Here is a 15,628-nt window from a genome sequence, read left to right as displayed (position 1 = left end):
ATCCGCCGACGCCAGCGACGGCGCCAGGGGAGGAAGCCGGTGGAACTCCGGCACGGTCCCGCCACTGTGAGCACGGCAGCAGCAGCAAGCCGCCGCGCGAGTCAGGAACTCCTGCCGTCCTCCCAACCGCCCGGGGCGCGGACCCCGAGGAAGGCCGTGCCGTGATCCTTCTCCTGTCGACCTCCGACACCGACCTGCTCAGCGCCCGAGCGGCCGCCGCCCAGGGCAGCCCGGTGCCGTTCCGGCTCGCCAACCCCGCCCGGCTGCCGCTGGACACGCTCCCGGAGCTGCTGGAGGACGTCGACCTCGTCGTCGTACGGCTCCTCGGCGGCGTCCGCGCCTGGCAGGAAGGGCTCGACCGGCTGCTCGCGACGGAGAAGCCCGTCGTCGTCCTGACCGGCGAACAGGCCCCCGACGCCCAGCTGATGGAGCACTCCACCGTTCCCATCGGCATCGCCGCCGAGGCGCACGCCTACCTCGCGCACGGCGGCCCGGCCAACCTGGAACAGCTCGCGCGCTTCCTCTCCGACACCGTGCTGCTCACCGGCCACGGCTTCGATCCCCCGGCCGCCGCCCCCACCTGGGGCGAGCTGGAGCGCACGCCCAAGGCGGACGTGAGCGGTCCGACGATCGCCGTGCTCTATTACCGCGCCCACCACATGAGCGGCAACACCGCCTTCGTGGAAGCCCTCTGCGACGCGGTCGAGGAGGCCGGGGGCCGCCCGCTGCCGCTGTTCGTCGCCTCGCTGCGCGCCCCCGAGGCCGAGCTCGTCGAGGCGCTGGGCGCGGCCGACGCCGTCGTCACCACCGTCCTCGCGGCCGGCGGCACGAAGCCCGCCGCCGCGTCCGCCGGCGGCGACGACGAGTCGTGGGACGCCGGCGCGCTGGCCGCCCTCGACGTCCCGATCCTCCAGGCGCTCTGCCTCACCGGCCCGCGCAGCGCCTGGGAGGAGAACGACGAGGGGCTGTCCCCGCTGGACGCCGCCACCCAGGTCGCCGTCCCCGAGTTCGACGGCCGCATCATCACCGTCCCGTTCTCCTTCAAGGAGGTCGACGAGGACGGCCTCCCGGCCTACGTCGCCGACCCCGAGCGCGCCGCCCGCGTCGCCGGGATCGCCGTCAAGCACGCCCGGCTGCGGCACGTCCCCGCCGCCGAGAAGCGGATCGCGCTCGTCCTCTCCGCGTACCCCACCAAGCACTCCCGTATCGGCAACGCCGTCGGCCTCGACACCCCCGCCAGCGCCGTCGCCCTGCTGCGCCGGCTCCGCGAGGAGGGTTACGACTTCGGCGACGAGCCCGTGCCCGGGCTGGAGTCCGGCGACGGCGACGAGCTGATCTACGCCCTCATCGAGGCCGGCGGCCACGACCAGGAGTGGCTCACCGAGGAGCAGCTCGCCCGCAACCCCGTCCGCATCCCGGCCGCCGACTACAAGCGCTGGTACGCGCAACTCCCGGCCGAGCTGCGGGAGGCCGTCGAGGAGCACTGGGGGCCGGCGCCCGGCGAGATGTTCCTCGACCGCAGCCGCAACCCCGAGGGCGACATCGTCCTCGCCGCCCTCCGCCGCGGCAACCTGCTGATCCTCATCCAGCCGCCGCGCGGCTTCGGCGAGAACCCCATCGCCATCTACCACGACCCGGACCTGCCGCCGTCGCACCACTACCTCGCCGCCTACCGGTGGATCGCCGCCGCCCGCGAGGACGGCGGATTCGGCGCCGACGCCATGGTCCACCTCGGCAAGCACGGCAACCTGGAGTGGCTGCCCGGCAAGAACGCCGGCCTCTCCGCCGCCTGCGGCCCCGACGCGGCCCTCGGCGACCTCCCGCTCGTCTACCCCTTCCTCGTCAACGACCCGGGCGAGGGCACCCAGGCCAAGCGCCGCGCCCACGCCACGCTCGTCGACCACCTCGTCCCGCCGATGGCCCGCGCCGAGTCGTACGGCGACATCACGCGCCTGGAGCAGCTGCTCGACGAGTACGCGCAGATCTCCGCGATGGACCCGGCCAAGCTCCCGGCCATCCGCGCCCAGATCTGGACCCTCATCCAGGCCGCGAAGCTCGACCACGACCTCGGTATGGAGGACCGGCCCGACGACGACGGCTTCGACGACTTCCTGCTGCACGTCGACGGCTGGCTGTGCGAGGTCAAGGACGCCCAGATCCGCGACGGCCTGCACGTCCTCGGCGGCGCCCCCACCGGCCCCGAGCGCGTCAACCTCGTCCTGTCCATCCTGCGCGCCCGGCAGATCTGGGGAGGCACCTCCGCCCTGCCCGGCCTCCGCGAGGCCCTCGGCCTGGACGAGTCCGCCGCCACCCGCACCACCGCCGACGAGGCCGAGGAGCGCGCCCGCGCCCTCGTCGAGGCCATGGAGGCGGCGGACTGGAACCCGGACGCTGTGGCCGGGATCTGTGCCGGACTCCCGGACGGGCAGCGCGACGGCGTCGCCGCCATCCTCGCCTTCGCCGCCCGCGAGGTCGTCCCGCGCCTCGCCGCCACCACCGACGAGCTCGACCACGCGGTGCACGCCCTCGCCGGCGGCTTCGTCCCGGCCGGCCCGTCCGGCTCGCCCCTCCGCGGCCTGGTCAACGTCCTCCCGACCGGCCGCAACTTCTACTCCGTCGACCCCAAGGCCGTCCCCAGCCGGCTCGCCTGGGAGACCGGCCAGGCCCTGGCCGACTCCCTCCTGGAGCGCTACCGCGCCGACAACGGCGAGTGGCCCACGTCCGTCGGCCTCTCCCTGTGGGGCACCAGCGCGATGCGCACCGCCGGCGACGACGTCGCCGAGGCGCTGGCGCTGCTCGGCGTCCGGCCGGTGTGGGACGAGGCGTCCAGGCGAGTAACGGGACTCGAACCCGTCACTCTTGAGGAGCTGGGCCGGCCGCGCATCGACGTCACCCTGCGCATCAGCGGCTTCTTCCGCGACGCCTTCCCGCACGTCATCGGCCTGATGGACGACGCGGTACGGCTCGTCGCCGCCCTCGACGAGCCCGCCGAGCTCAACTTCGTCCGCGCCCACGCGCAGGCCGACCTCGCCGAGCACGGCGACGAACGCCGCGCCACCACCCGCATCTTCGGCTCCCGCCCCGGCACCTACGGCGCCGGCCTGCTCCAGCTCATCGACAGCCGCGACTGGCGCACCGACGCCGACCTCGCCGAGGTCTACACGGTGTGGGGCGGCTACGCCTACGGCCGCGGCCTGGAGGGCCGGCCGGCCCGCACGGAGATGGAGAGCGCCTACAAGCGGATCGCCGTCGCCGCGAAGAACACCGACACCCGCGAGCACGACATCGCCGACTCGGACGACTACTTCCAGTACCACGGCGGCATGGTGGCCACCGTGAAGGCGCTGCGCGGCAAGGCGCCCGAGGCGTACATCGGCGACTCCACGCGGCCGGAGACCATCCGCACCCGCACCCTCGTCGAGGAGACGTCGCGCGTCTTCCGCGCCCGCGTCGTCAACCCCCGCTGGATCGAGGCAATGCGCCGCCACGGCTACAAGGGCGCCTTCGAACTCGCCGCCACCGTCGACTACCTGTTCGGCTACGACGCCACCACCGGTGTCGTCCCCGACTGGATGTACGACAAGCTCACCCAGGCGTACGTCCTCGACCCCGAGAACCGCGCCTTCCTCCAGGAGGCCAACCCCTGGGCCCTGCACGGCATCGCCGAGCGGCTGCTGGAGGCGGAGAGCCGCGGCATGTGGGCCAAGCCCGACGCCGAGACGCTGGCCGCCCTGCGTCAGGTGTTCCTGGAGACGGAGGGCGAGCTGGAGGGCGGCGCGGACGAGAAGTAGTCCGCGCTCGCTCACCGGACGATGTGCCTCCCCCCCCCTGGTGGGTGGGGGAGGCACGCTTTCCGAGTCCTTCATCTCGCGCCGCTGTGACGCCCGTTACATCTACAGTGCCATGGCATGGATGGAACGACGGAACGGCACGACCCGGCGCTGGGCGTCACCTTCGCCCGACTGGCCGGCGAGCCGTTATGGAACCGACTGCTCGAAGAGGGGCGGACGCGCCGGCACCGGGCCGGTGACACCCTGCTGCGCCAAGGCGACACCGGCACGCACGTCCTCGCCCTGGTCGCCGGGGTGGTCAAGGTGATCCGGGTGGAACGGGACGGCCGCGTACGGGTGCTGGCGTTCCGGGGCGCCGGCGACGTGGTGGGCGAGGCCGCCGTGCTGGAGGAGGGCGAGCGGCGGCTCGCCTCCGTCACGGCCATAGGAGACGTGACGGCCGTCGTGGTGGAGGAGCGCCGGTTCCGGGCGTTCGTCGCACGGCACGGCCTCTCGCCGGTCCTCACCCGGCACGCCCTGACCCGGCTCCGCCAGTCCGACCGCGCCCGCGGGGGCTGCTGTTCGCGGGAGCGGGTCGCGCAGGCGCTGCTCGCCCTCGCCGAGGCGGCGTACGGGGGCCGGGTCGGCGACGGTACGCACCTGTCGGTCACCCGTGCCGAACTCGCCCAGTACCTCGGGGTGTCCCGCAACACCGTCAGCGCGGCCCTGCGCGAGATCGGCGACCGGGTGGTCGGCGCCGAGCGCGGCGGAGTGGTCGTCCACGACCTGAACGCTCTGCGGACGGTGGCCTCTGTGGCGGAAGGGCCGTATACGGACGCGTGACGCTCGTCACGTCTCCTGTGCACTCGTGGTGCACACCGCGGACCGCGACTCCAGCAGGATCCGAGGCGAGCCCGGCACCCCTCCGGGGGGAAACGGGGTGCCGGGTGCCCCCTTCGGATCGTTCCGCACACCTCACCACCGAGGAGTCGCCCATGTCCGTCACGGACACCCCCGCCACCCATCCCGCCCCCTGGAGCGTCAGCCGCGACCTGCCGCCCTACCGGGGGATCCTGGCCGTGGACGCCAAGGACTTCACCGGCCGGCCCGCCGCCGAGCACCCCTCCCTCACCACCGTCATCCCCCAGCTCGTGGGGCAGGCTTTCACCCGTGCCGGCCTCGAACAGCTCTGGCGGGAGCGGAAGTTCGCCAACAACACCGGTGACGGCCTCGGCATGGGCTTCGACCCCGTCGCCCTGCCCCGGGTCATCCACCCGTTCCTGAACGAACTCCAGGAAGTCCTCACCGACTACAACATCCACGCCACCGCGACCGGCCGCGTCCGGCTCCGGGTCAGCCTCCACGTCGGACCGCTGCCCGACTCAGGCACCCCCGGCGACGGCAACGGCACCCCGCGCAACGACACCCACCGGCTGCTCGACTCCCGGCCCGTCCGCGCCATCCTCGCGGCGTCCAGCGAGAGCATCACCCAGGTCGCCGCGATCCTCTCGCAGCGCGTCTTCGAGGACGCGGTGCTCTCCGGCTACACCCGGCGCCACCCGGACCACTTCATCGAGGTGCCGGCCACCGTCGAGGGCAAGAACTTCCAGCAGCGGGCCTGGCTGTACGTCCCCGCGCCGTCCGGCAACCTCTACGACCGACGGATCCTCGGCGAACGGCCGGAGGGCGAGGAGCCGGCGGCGGCGCCGGAGACCCGGCCGGCGCCCGCGCCCGTACCCGCCACCGCGCCCGCCACCGCGCCCGCCGTGTCCCGGAGCACCACCACCATCAACAGCCAGGGCAACCGCGGCTTCCTCAACAACGGCTCGGTGGAGGGCGGCCAGCACGTCTCCTTCGGCGCCGAACCGCGGGACGACGCACGCGGAGCGGGCCGGTGACGGACTCCCTCCTCGCCGACGGGCTCCCCGCCGACGAGCCGCCCGTTCCCACTCCCACTCCCGCCCCCGTCCCGGCACCCCCCGAGTGCGACCCCGAACTCGGCGAACGGGCCGCCGAGGAGTTCAGCCACCGCTTCCAGACCATCAACATCTGGGGCAACCGCGGCTTCCTGAACATCTCCGACCTGGTCAGCGGCGGCCAGCACGCCGACTTCGCCGGCGACGGCGAGCCCGCCCCGGCGCGCGGCGACGGCGTCGAGCCGCGCGAGGGCGACATCCCCGCCGAGCGGACCGCCCTCGCCCTGGAGGGCTTCGCCGAACCCGGCTGGTTCGCGGACGCCCTCGGCCGGCTGCGCGACGACCGCCTCCTCTTCCTCGCCGGCGAGGAGGGCACCGGCCGCCGTACCGCCGCCCTCAACCTCCTCCACCGGCAGACCGGCAGCTTCGACCTCCGGGCCCTCGACTCCGACACCGACCTCACCACCTGGGCCCCCACCGCCGCCCCGGCCCGCGGCTACCTCGCCGACGGACTCCTCGAACCGCGCCTCACCGCCCTCGACACCATCGCCCTGGACGGGCTGCGGGCCCGGCTGGAACGGGCCGACGCGCGCATGGTCGTCGTCGTCCCCCGCACCCCCGCCGCCCTGGCGCACCTCGGCGACACCCTGCACACCCCGCCGGTCCGGGCCGTGCCGCCGGAGCCGCGCGCCGTCCTCGACGCCCGGCTGGCCGCCGTCCTCGGCGGCCCGGCCGACGTCGCCCCCGCGCTCGCCGCCCTGCCGCCCGGGCTGCTCGACGACATCCTGCTGCCCGGCCTGCGCCCCGCCCAGGTCGTCGAGATCGCCGCCGAGATCGTCCGCGTCGTCCGGCGGGGCGCGGACCCGGAGAGCGTCCGCGAGCACCTGAGCTTCCACGCCGCCGACCGGGCGCCCCGGCTGCTCGACACGCTGCGCGACCGCCCGGAGGACCTCGCCCTGCTGCTGGCCGCCTGCGTCTTCGAACACTTCGACCAGACGCTGGTCGAGGAGGAGGCCGAGCGCCTGCTGCGGATCGCGGACGGCCGGCTCGGCGGTACCGCCCCCGAGGAGGACGCGGACGCGGAGGAGCCGCCCCCGCCCGTCTTCCGCCGGTCCCGCAGCGAACGGCTCGCCGCCATCGGCGCGTACGCCGCCCCCGCCGAGGTCCGGACCACCTCCGCGTACAGCTACCTCACCCAGCCCGTGGTGTTCACGCGGCACCTCCAGGGCCGCGCGGTCCTGGAACACGTCTGGCGCGAACACCCGGCGGCGGCCAGCCTGCTGGTGGAGTGGCTCGGCAGCACGCCGTCCGAGCACGGGCGCGGCGACCGCGCCGGGTTCGTCCTCGGGCAGTGCGCCCAGTGGAGCTCCGGCCGCCGGGCGCTCGGCCCGGTCGAGGAACTGGCCGCTTCCGCCCGGCCCGCCGACTGGCGGCTCGCCGCCCGGGCCCTCGGCGCCGCCTCCACCGACCCCGTGCTCGCCACCGCCGTCAAGGCCCGGCTGCGCGGCTGGAGCCGGCAGGGCTCGGTCTCCCGCCGCTGCACGGCCGCCCTGGCCTGCGCCACCGAGTTCGGCCTGGCCCGGCCCGGGACCGCGCTCACCCTGCTGCGGACCGTCTGCGACGGGCCGGGCGACGGGACGGGCGCCGTCGCCTCCGCCGTCCGCCGGGCGCTGCTCTCCCTGTTCGCCGAACCGGCCGGGCGGGACGCGCTGCTCACCGGCCTGGTCCCGTGGTGCCGCGCCGGCGGCGCCACCCGGCAGGCCGCCTGCACCGCCACCGCGCACCTGCTGCGCACCGCCGCGACGGCCCGCGAACCCGCCGAGTGGTGGACCCGGCACCTGCTCGGGACGTGGACCGGCGGCGCCCCGGGCGAGGACCCGCCCGGCCTGGAGCTCATCCGCTGCGCCCTCGCCGAGCCCGAGACCTTCCCCGCCGTGCGCGCCGCGCTCCTGGACTGGCAGCGCCGCGCGGCCGACGACCCCCGCCGCGCCCCCTTCGTCGAGCACCTCGCCGACCGGCTGGGCGCCGCGCCGCGCGGCGGCGTGCTGCGGCTGCTCACCGCGTTCGAGGCGGCCCGGCCGGCCCCCGGCGGCCGGCGGGCGGGCGAGGCCCTGGCCGCGTGGCGCCAAGCCCTCTGACACTTCGGAACACCAGCAGGAGAGAGACCGGCATGACCCTCACCCCGTACCCGGCCCCCATGACGGACACCCCGCCGTGGCGCCGCGGGACCCGCAGCCCCTTCGCGGAGCTCCTCCGCTTCCGCCTCGCGCAGCCCGGGCAGCAGGCCCTGGTGCTGCTGGACGGCGAGGGCGGGACCGTCTGCGTACCCGGCGGCCACGGCTCGCTCGTCCGCGCCGCGTTCGGCGGCTACCGGGAGGCGTACGTCGTCGACACCGCGCCCCGCACCGGCGCCTGGGAGCTGCCGCCGGGCTGCGCGCCCGCCGCCCTCCAGGTGTCCTGGTGGGTCGCCGACCCGGCGCGGGCGGTGCTCGCCGGCGGTCCGCCGGAAGGCTGCTGGCCGGCCGTCGTCGGCCACCTCGACCGGCGGTTCCAGACCCTGTCGGCCCGCGGCGAGGCCACCGGTGAGCAGGCATCGGCCCGGCACCTCCTCGAACTGCTCGCCCAGCCGCAGCCGGTGGACGCCACCGGACTGGCCTGCTGCCTCGCCGCGGCCCAGCCGACGGCCGAGCCGCCGCGCCCGGCGGACAAGGGCGCCCCGCCGCTGCTGTGGTCGCCGCAGCGGCGCGAGGAGTACGAGTTCTACCTCCAGGCCGTCCGCACCGGCCCCGACGCGCTGGCCGCGCTCTGGCTGCTGCACCGCCCCGAGGAGGTGCGCCAGGTGCTGGAGTGGGTGACCGCGCACCCCGCGCCCGCCGACCGGCCCGGTACGGACGGACGGGACGTCACCCTGGCGCTGCTCGACGGCCTCTCGGCCGAGGAGCGCGAGCAGCTCGCCAAGGCCGTCACCGAGCGCGTGCACGCCATGGCCGCGCCGGAGCCGCCGTCGTGGGCGCCCGGCTCGTGACCGCACTGTCGGTGCCGGGCCGTAAGGTGTGTGCCTTCGACGAGACACCGAAGAGAAAGCACGAGTGGCACCGAATGAAGCGCAAGCACGGCATCGCCATGACCGCCGTCGGCATGGCGGCGGTCCTGGGACTCTCCGCCTGCGGCAGTGAGGGCAAGGGGTCCGACGACAAGAAGCCCACCAAGGCGGCCGATTCGGCGCCCGCCAAGGACACGGCGGCCGGCAACGGTGTGGAGAAGCTGTCCGGCAAGGAGATAAACGACAAGGCCAAGACGGAGCTGCGGAACGCGGGTTCGCTTCGCTTCAAGATGACCAGCAGCAAGAACGGCGAGCAGATGAAGATCGACCTCGCCCTGGACAGGCAGGGCAACTGCGCGGGCACGGTCGCCACCCCCACCACCGGATCCGCCGAAGTGATCAAGCTCGGCGACAAGGTGTGGCTGAAGGCCGACGAGAAGCTGTGGGCGTCGAAGGGCAACCCGCAGGCGGCCGAGCTGTTCAAGGGCCGCTACGTCTCCGGTCCCACCAGCGACCCCAGCCTCAGCGGCATGACGAAGGGGTGCAACCTGGCGGCGATGCAGGCGCAGATGGGCCAGGACGACGGCGGCACGGAGACCATCACCAAGGGGGCGGTCACCACCGTCGACGGGCAGCAGGCCATCCCGATCAGCGCCAAGGGCACCACCATCAGCGTCGCCACCACCGGCAAGCCCTACCCGCTGAAGATCGAGGACACCAAGGACGGTAACGTCACCACCCTGACGGACTGGGACAAGCCGGTCACGGCCAAGGCGCCGCCGGCCGACCAGACGATCGACATCACCAAGCTCAAGCAGTCCCAGAAGCAGGGGCTGTGACCGTCGCCGGCTTAGCCCGCCCCGGCGGGAGGCGGAGGGCACCGGGACGCGCTCCCGGTGCCCTCCTCGCGCTCCAGGACGCCCCTGCGGTGCTTCCCGCTCCCGCAACTCCCGTTTTGAGTCGGCCGCCTGTGGGTCACTAGGATCTTCGGATGATCATCACAAGACGGCTGGCGGCGGGCGCCTGCGCTCTGCTCGCCGCACTGGCCGGAGGTGTCGTGCCGGCGCAGGCCGCCGACGGGCCCTCCAAGGATTCCCCGAAGGTCGAGCTCGTGCTCGACGTCAGCGGTTCGATGCGGGCCCGCGACATCGACGGCCAGTCCCGCATGGCCGCCGCCCAGCAGGCGTTCAACGAGGTCATCGACGCCACCCCGGAAGGCGTGCGGCTCGGCATCCGGACGCTGGGCGCCCACTACCCCGGGGACGACAAGGCGGTCGGCTGCCGGGACAGCAAGCAGGAGTACCCGGTCGGCCAGGTCGACCGGACGGAGGCCAAGGCGGCCGTCGCCACCCTCCGCCCCACCGGCTGGACCCCCATCGGCTACGCCCTGCGCGGCGCCGACCAGGACCTCGGCGAGGACGGCGGCACCCGCCGTATCGTCCTCATCACCGACGGCGAGGACTCCTGCGGCCAGCCCGACCCGTGCGACGTGGCGCGTGAACTCGCTGCCAAGGGCACGCACTTGACCATCGACACGCTCGGCCTGGCGCACGACGACAAGACCCGCGAGCAGCTCACCTGCATCGCCGAGGCCACCGGCGGCACGTACACCACCGTGCGGCACACCAAGGAGCTGTCGGGCCGCATCAAGCAGCTCGTCCGCCGCTCCGAGACGCCCGTCGACGACACCCCCAAGCCGACCAAGGGCGCGGACGCCTGCTCCGCGGCGCCCGAGATCGGCGCCGGCGTCTGGACCGACCGCGCGACCTTCGGCGACCACCGTTGGTACAAGGTCAAGGTCAAGCCCGGCCAGGAGCTGCGCGCCGCCGCGAGCGTCGGCGCCGACCGGCCGGTCGACCGTGACTACGGCGTCCTCGTCAGAGCCGTCGGCGACGGCGGCCAGGAGCTCGTCCGCGGCTCCGACGCCGGCAGCGGGCGCACCGACGTGATGGCCTCCGGCCTGCGCTACCCGGTGAGCAAGGGCAAGAAGGACGCCAAGGACGATGACGCGCGGACGGTCTGCCTGGAGGTCTCGCACTCCTTCTCCGCCCCGGCCTCCGTCAAGCGCGACCCCGGCCTGCCCGTCGAGCTCGCCGTCGACCTGGTGGACTCCCCGGACAAGCCGTCCGACATGGCCGCCTTCGGCCTCGGACGGGGCTGGGTGCTGCTCGCCGTCCTCGTCGTCACCGGCCTGGTCGCCGGTCTGCTGTGGGGCTGGCTGGCCCGCTGGCGCGTCGCCATCTGGAGGGCCAACTGATGCGTATCGCACGAACCTTGACCGCCGGGCTGCTCGCGGCCGGCGCGCTGTTCACCGTCTCCGGCGCGGCGGCGGCCGACGCCCCCGCCGGGACCAAGGGCCAGAACGGCGACCCGACCGAGGCGGGTACGTCGTTCCGTACCGCCACGGCCGTCAAGCAGGACCAGAAGGCCACCGCCGACGGTACGACCGGTGACTACCTCTACTGGCAGTTCCCGGCCGGCGCCGGCCAGCGGCCCACCGCCAAGGCCACCGTCAAGCTGCCCGAGGCGAGCGCCCGGCACGGCGCCGCCACCTGGCAGCTGGACGTCTTCGACGGCCTGCGCCGCCGCCAGGCCTGCGCCGAGGGCGAGCGGACCAAGCGGGTGTCCCAGCAGGACACGACCGTCACCCTCAGCTGCACGCTGCGCGTCGTGCGGCCGTACGCCGAGCGCTGGTCCAACGACCCGCTGCCCGGCGCGTACTACGTCCGCCTCACCGTCGCCGACGGGCCCGACCAGGACATGGGCCTGCCCGTGCACGCCGAGGTCGAGGCGACCGCCGAGGACGCCGGCGGCAAGTACGCCGAGGGCGGCGAACTCGGCGCCCCGCTGCACGCCGGGGCCGTCTCCGAGCCGGAGGACGGCTGGAACGGCAGCTGGTGGTCCGACCGCTGGGTGTGGACCGTCGGCGGCGCGGTGCTCGGCGCCCTCGCGGCCATCGGCGGCTACACGCTGACGCGGCGGCCGCGGCGCGCGTAGCGCGGCCCGACCGCACGCGCGAGGCCCCCGGGACGGTTCTTCGAAGACCGTCCCGGGGGCCTCGTCGCGTCCTCACCCCGCCGGCGGCTCGCCGTGCACCGCGTCGAGGTACAGGTCCAGCAGGTCCTCGGTGAAGTAGGAGCTGTACGAGACGTCCGGGGTGTCACCGCCCGTGTGGTAGCCGCCGATCACGCCGATCAGCACGGACCGGCCGCCGACGCCGCGGATCAGGAACGGCCCGCCCGAGGTGCCGCCCACGTACCCGGCGCACGGGATCTCCAGGAAGTCGCCCGGGGCCTTGGGATCCGTGCTGGTGTAACGGCTGGTGGAGGAGCGGCAGTCGAGCGGCTTGGGGTACTTGGTGTCGCTGTTGCCCGGGTAGCCGATCAGCCGGACGTCTGAGTGCCGGTAGCCGGGGTGGAAGAGGAGGTCGAAACCGCCCGTTACGCGCTCGACCGGGGTGCCGTCGGAGCGGTCGCCGAGCCGGACGACGGTGTAGTCCCAGCGGGCGCCGCCGTCCGTCCCCAGGTCGTAGTAGCGCTGGTCGATGTAGATCGCCTCGACCGGGAAGACGCCGTGCGGCTTGAGCCCGTCGTGGTACTGCGGCACGAACGACAGCCGCCGCTTGGGGTCCGGGCGGCGCAGGCAGTGCGCCGCGCTCACCACCAGGTTCCGGTACGGGCTGCGGACCACCGTCCCGCCGCAGAACCGGCCCTGGCCGTGGCCGTCGGTCCAGAAGAAGGTGCCGACCTGGGGGAGTCCGTCGAAGGGGTGGCTCGGGGGGACGGGCGCCTTGCGGGCGGCGGGTCCTTCGACGGATTCAGGGGCGACCGCCGCCCGGCGGCCGGCCTCCGCCGGCAGGGCGTCGGCCATCCGGTCGGCGGTCCAGTAGGCGTCGGCCGCGGCGGCCAGGGCGCGTCGCCCGGGGTCCGCGGTGGCGGCGGGGCCGCCGGGGGAGAGGGCCGTGAGGCCGAGGAGGAGGGCGGCGAGAGCGGTGACGGCGAGGGGTCTGCGCATGAGCGGTTCCTCTCCGGTGCGCGCGGGCACATACGAGGTGAGCGTGTCATCCTCCACCGGACGGGAGGGGTGTGGCGAGAGGCGGACGCGACAGGATTCACCAGGACGCCGGAGCCCGCGGGCCCGGCCCGTCGCCATGGACCGGACCTTTCTGACCTGCCATCAACCGCCGGTTAAGTACGTCATCCGCTCGTAATCCGGAACGGACTAGTGCTCCGCCCCCGCGCATGACAGGATGCCCATCGCGACCCCTCAGGGCTTAACCGGCCGTGAGGCGGCCGTGCGAAACCAGGCACCTGGAACGGGGGGACAGATGGCGGTCAGGGGGGACAGAGCGACGGGAGACACGGGCAGCCCACTGGCCGGGCGGCTCAACTACCTGTTCGCCAACATGCACCCGCCGGGTGCGCCGTACACCAACGCCCATGTCGCGGACGAGATCAGCCGCGGCACGGAGGAGTACGGCGGGGTCACGCTCACCGAGCAGTACCTGTCGATGCTGCGCAACGGGAAGCGCGCCAACCCCAGCCCGGACGTGCTGCGGGCGCTGGCGAAGTTCTTCGCCGTGCCGGTCGGCTACCTGATGGGCGACCTGTCCGCGCCCCAGACCGCCCGGGTGGAGGAGGAGGTCCGCTTCCTCGTCGCCATGCGGGACCAGCGGGTACGGGCCATCGCCCTGCGCTCGGTGGGCCTGCCGCCCGAGGTCCAGGACAGCCTGACCACCATCATCTCCCAGTTCCGGCAGCAGATGAACCTGCCGTCGGACCCGCCCGCGGCGGGGGGTGAGGAGCGCTCGTGACCGTCGTGGCGGACGATCGGCTCTTCACTCACTGGCGGCGTACCGAGGACGAGGACGGTGCAGTCATGCGGGTGGGGCGGATTCGCCGGAGGTGCAAGCAGCTCATCGCCGAGCTCGCGCTGCCGGCCTCCACCGACCTCCGCGGCCTGTGCGACATCGTCGCCCGCCGCGTGGGACGGCCGATCCATCTGGTGCCGATGAGCCTCGACGGCGTCGTCTCCGGCATGACCGCCACCACCGACGACGGCTACTGGGTCGTCTACGAGCTCAAGACCTCGCCCTGGCACCAGGTCCACATCGTGCTGCACGAGATCGGCCACCTGCTGCTCGGCCACGACCAGGACCCGACGGTCACCGAGGACGCCCTCAAGGTGTGGACGCCGTCCGTCGACGTGGCCACCGCCATGCGCCGGATGGGCCTGACCATGGGCCTCGCCCGGCACCACTGCTACGACAACCTCACCGAGCGCGAGACCGAGATCCTCGGCACCCTCCTGATGGAGAAGGTCGTCCCGCCCCCGCCCGGCCAGGAGCAGCCGCTGGAGGGCCCGGCCGCCGACCTGGCCGCCTCCCTCGGGCCCGCGCTCCAGCACGTCCGCCGGGTGCGCGACGACGGCGGCGGGGGAGCGGACGGCAGCGGCGGCGGCCCGGACGGGGGCGGTGCCGGTGTTTGACGCCCTCTACCTCACCTTCTCCGCCGTCACCTGGGTCATCGTCGCCTACAAGGCCCGCGCCTGGTTCCGCGACCGCGGCAACACCGACCTCGGCCTCACCGCGCTGATGACCGCCGGCGTCCCCGTCGTCTTCCTGTTCTCCGCGCCGAGCGTCTACCGCGCCTTCGACCGGCTCACCGGCGTGGCCAACCTCGCCATGGTGTTCCTCTACTCGGCCGTCGTGCTGTTCGCCTCCGGCGCCACCGTGCTGCTGCTCCGCTGGACCAGCCGCGGCGACGCCGCGGCGCACGCCCGCGCGCTCGGCCGGTCCCGGTTCGCGGTGGCCGCCGTGGCGGCGGCCTGGACGGCGGCGATCATCTGCTTCGCCGTCGGCCGCCCCGATGCCGTCGAGCACCCGCGCGACTTCAGCACCGCCTACGCCGAAGCCCCCGGCGTGGTCGCCTTCCTGGCGCTGTACCTGGCCATCTTCGGCACCAGCCTCGCCGGACTCGGCGTCCTCTGCCCCCGCTACGCGGCCACCCTCGGCCCGTCCTGGCTCTCCAAGGGGTTGCGGACGCTCGCCGCCGGCTGCTGGCTGGGACTCCTCTACTGCGCCTGCAAGCTCGCCGGGTTCGCCCTCACCTGGGCCGGCCGCGACGTGTACTGGCTGTCCAACGGCGTGGCCCCGATGAGCGCCTCGGTCGCGGCCCTCCTGGTCCTCCTCGGCTTCTCGCTGCCCGCCGTCGGCCCGCGCGCCACCGCCTGGCGCCGGCTGCGCCGCCTCCACCCGCTCTGGGAGGAGGTCACCGCGCACGTCCCCGAGGTGACCATCGGCACCTCCCGCTGGGCGTCCCGCTGGCCGCTGGCCGACCTGGAGTGGCGCGCCAACCGGCAGATGGCCGAGATCCGCGACATCCAGCGCGGCGTCCGCCGCCATGTCGAGCCCGCCGCCCTGGAGATCGCCCACCGCAGGGCGGACGCCGCCGCGCTGGACGAGCGCCGGCTCGCCGCCGTGGTGGAGGCCGCGGCCTTCCGCCGGGGCCTGGCCAACCAGGCGACCGGCCACGTGCCGGTCCCGCACGCCGACAGCGTGGTGGTGACCGTCAGTTCCGACCCGGCGGCCGAGCACGAGCACCTGGCGCTCGTCGCCGACGTCTTCCACGACCAGCTGGTCGACGCCGTGCTCAAGGAGTTACGGGAGACCAGTGCGGAGCGCCGTCCTTTCTGAGGACGCGCGACCCACAGACGTGGCGGCCATGGACGGGGGTCACGGCCGCCCGCGGCGCGGGCCGGCGCCGGTGCCCGTACTCACGGGACCGATGCCGGCTCGCGCCGAACCTTTTCGGCCGACTTTCGTGCTGCCGCGGGGGCGAGGGTGAAAGAGCGGACCGGTCGCCTCTCCTCGTCCCGGCCCCCCTAAGAGCTGTCCCGTA

At 74.3% G+C, this 15,628-nt stretch carries 12 protein-coding genes and 1 riboswitch; of the genes, 11 read left to right on the top strand and 1 reads right to left on the bottom strand.

Going from position 1 to position 15,628, the window contains the following annotated elements; translation table 11 throughout:
* Positions 1-29: 29 nt before the first annotated feature.
* Positions 30-111, top strand: a riboswitch (cobalamin riboswitch).
* 50 nt (positions 112-161) lie between these two features.
* The 8 genes from cobN to JNW98_RS30525 all read left to right on the top strand — a co-directional run bounded on the left by cobN (position 162) and on the right by JNW98_RS30525 (position 11,726).
* Entirely contained in the window at positions 162-3,791 is a 3,630-nt protein-coding gene (gene cobN / locus JNW98_RS30560) for a cobaltochelatase subunit CobN (RefSeq protein WP_223771545.1), read from the top strand.
* A 117-nt stretch (positions 3,792-3,908) separates the two neighbouring features.
* On the top strand, positions 3,909-4,613 hold the full coding sequence (locus JNW98_RS30555; protein WP_223771544.1) for a Crp/Fnr family transcriptional regulator: 705 nt from the start codon (positions 3,909-3,911) through the stop codon (positions 4,611-4,613).
* Positions 4,614-4,765: 152 nt separating this feature from the next.
* Positions 4,766-5,668 carry a hypothetical protein gene (locus JNW98_RS30550; RefSeq protein ID WP_223771543.1) on the top strand — a complete coding sequence of 301 codons (903 nt, stop codon included), beginning with the start codon at positions 4,766-4,768 and terminating at the stop codon, positions 5,666-5,668.
* Positions 5,665-7,824 carry a hypothetical protein gene (locus JNW98_RS30545; RefSeq protein WP_223771542.1) on the top strand — a complete coding sequence of 720 codons (2,160 nt, stop codon included), beginning with the start codon at positions 5,665-5,667 and terminating at the stop codon, positions 7,822-7,824. The genes JNW98_RS30550 and JNW98_RS30545 overlap by 4 nt, the downstream gene beginning before the upstream one ends.
* Before the next feature lie 32 nt (positions 7,825-7,856).
* Complete coding sequence (locus tag JNW98_RS30540; protein ID WP_223771541.1) at positions 7,857-8,711, top strand: hypothetical protein; 855 nt, start codon at positions 7,857-7,859, stop codon at positions 8,709-8,711.
* Positions 8,712-8,785: 74 nt separating this feature from the next.
* The gene (locus JNW98_RS30535; RefSeq protein WP_223771540.1) at positions 8,786-9,568 is read left to right on the top strand and encodes a hypothetical protein; all 783 of its coding nucleotides are present in this window, start codon (positions 8,786-8,788) and stop codon (positions 9,566-9,568) included.
* Positions 9,569-9,720: 152 nt separating this feature from the next.
* On the top strand, positions 9,721-10,986 hold the full coding sequence (locus JNW98_RS30530; protein WP_223771539.1) for a VWA domain-containing protein: 1,266 nt from the start codon (positions 9,721-9,723) through the stop codon (positions 10,984-10,986).
* Positions 10,986-11,726, top strand: coding sequence for a hypothetical protein (locus JNW98_RS30525; protein ID WP_223771538.1), 741 nt, complete (start codon positions 10,986-10,988; stop codon positions 11,724-11,726). The genes JNW98_RS30530 and JNW98_RS30525 overlap by 1 nt, the downstream gene beginning before the upstream one ends.
* A gap of 72 nt (positions 11,727-11,798) precedes the next feature.
* On the opposite strand, the gene JNW98_RS30520 is transcribed toward JNW98_RS30525, so the two are convergent.
* Complete coding sequence (locus JNW98_RS30520) at positions 11,799-12,743, bottom strand: S1 family serine peptidase (RefSeq protein WP_223771537.1); 945 nt, start codon at positions 12,741-12,743, stop codon at positions 11,799-11,801.
* 313 nt (positions 12,744-13,056) lie between these two features.
* On the opposite strand from JNW98_RS30520, the gene JNW98_RS30515 reads away from it, so the two are divergent.
* From JNW98_RS30515 to JNW98_RS30505, 3 genes are read left to right on the top strand one after another with little or no spacing between them, the layout of a single operon-like run.
* On the top strand, positions 13,057-13,542 hold the full coding sequence (locus JNW98_RS30515; protein WP_223771536.1) for a helix-turn-helix domain-containing protein: 486 nt from the start codon (positions 13,057-13,059) through the stop codon (positions 13,540-13,542).
* Positions 13,539-14,216: a hypothetical protein gene (locus JNW98_RS30510; RefSeq protein WP_223771535.1), complete on the top strand. Its 678-nt coding sequence runs from the start codon at positions 13,539-13,541 to the stop codon at positions 14,214-14,216. Before JNW98_RS30515 ends, JNW98_RS30510 begins: the two co-directional genes overlap by 4 nt.
* Positions 14,209-15,423: an MAB_1171c family putative transporter gene (locus tag JNW98_RS30505; protein ID WP_223771546.1), complete on the top strand. Its 1,215-nt coding sequence runs from the start codon at positions 14,209-14,211 to the stop codon at positions 15,421-15,423. Before JNW98_RS30510 ends, JNW98_RS30505 begins: the two co-directional genes overlap by 8 nt.
* The last annotated feature ends 205 nt before the right edge of the window (positions 15,424-15,628 follow it).

Origin of the sequence: Streptomyces huiliensis, from assembly GCF_020037025.1 — a bacterium.
In the GTDB taxonomy this organism is placed as follows: Bacteria; Actinomycetota; Actinomycetes; order Streptomycetales; family Streptomycetaceae; genus Streptomyces; species Streptomyces huiliensis.
This window is presented reverse-complemented; position numbering and strand designations above follow the sequence as displayed.

Coding starts and splice junctions, on each gene's coding strand:
- JNW98_RS30550 (WP_223771543.1), top strand. CDS start 4,766: ATGTCCGTCACGGACACCCCCGCCACCCATCCCGCCCCCTGGAGCGTC.
- JNW98_RS30535 (WP_223771540.1), top strand. CDS start 8,786: ATGAAGCGCAAGCACGGCATCGCCATGACCGCCGTCGGCATGGCGGCG.
- JNW98_RS30525 (WP_223771538.1), top strand. CDS start 10,986: ATGCGTATCGCACGAACCTTGACCGCCGGGCTGCTCGCGGCCGGCGCG.
- JNW98_RS30530 (WP_223771539.1), top strand. CDS start 9,721: ATGATCATCACAAGACGGCTGGCGGCGGGCGCCTGCGCTCTGCTCGCC.
- JNW98_RS30515 (WP_223771536.1), top strand. CDS start 13,057: ATGGCGGTCAGGGGGGACAGAGCGACGGGAGACACGGGCAGCCCACTG.
- JNW98_RS30555 (WP_223771544.1), top strand. CDS start 3,909: ATGGATGGAACGACGGAACGGCACGACCCGGCGCTGGGCGTCACCTTC.
- JNW98_RS30520 (WP_223771537.1), bottom strand. CDS start 12,743: ATGCGCAGACCCCTCGCCGTCACCGCTCTCGCCGCCCTCCTCCTCGGC.
- JNW98_RS30540 (WP_223771541.1), top strand. CDS start 7,857: ATGACCCTCACCCCGTACCCGGCCCCCATGACGGACACCCCGCCGTGG.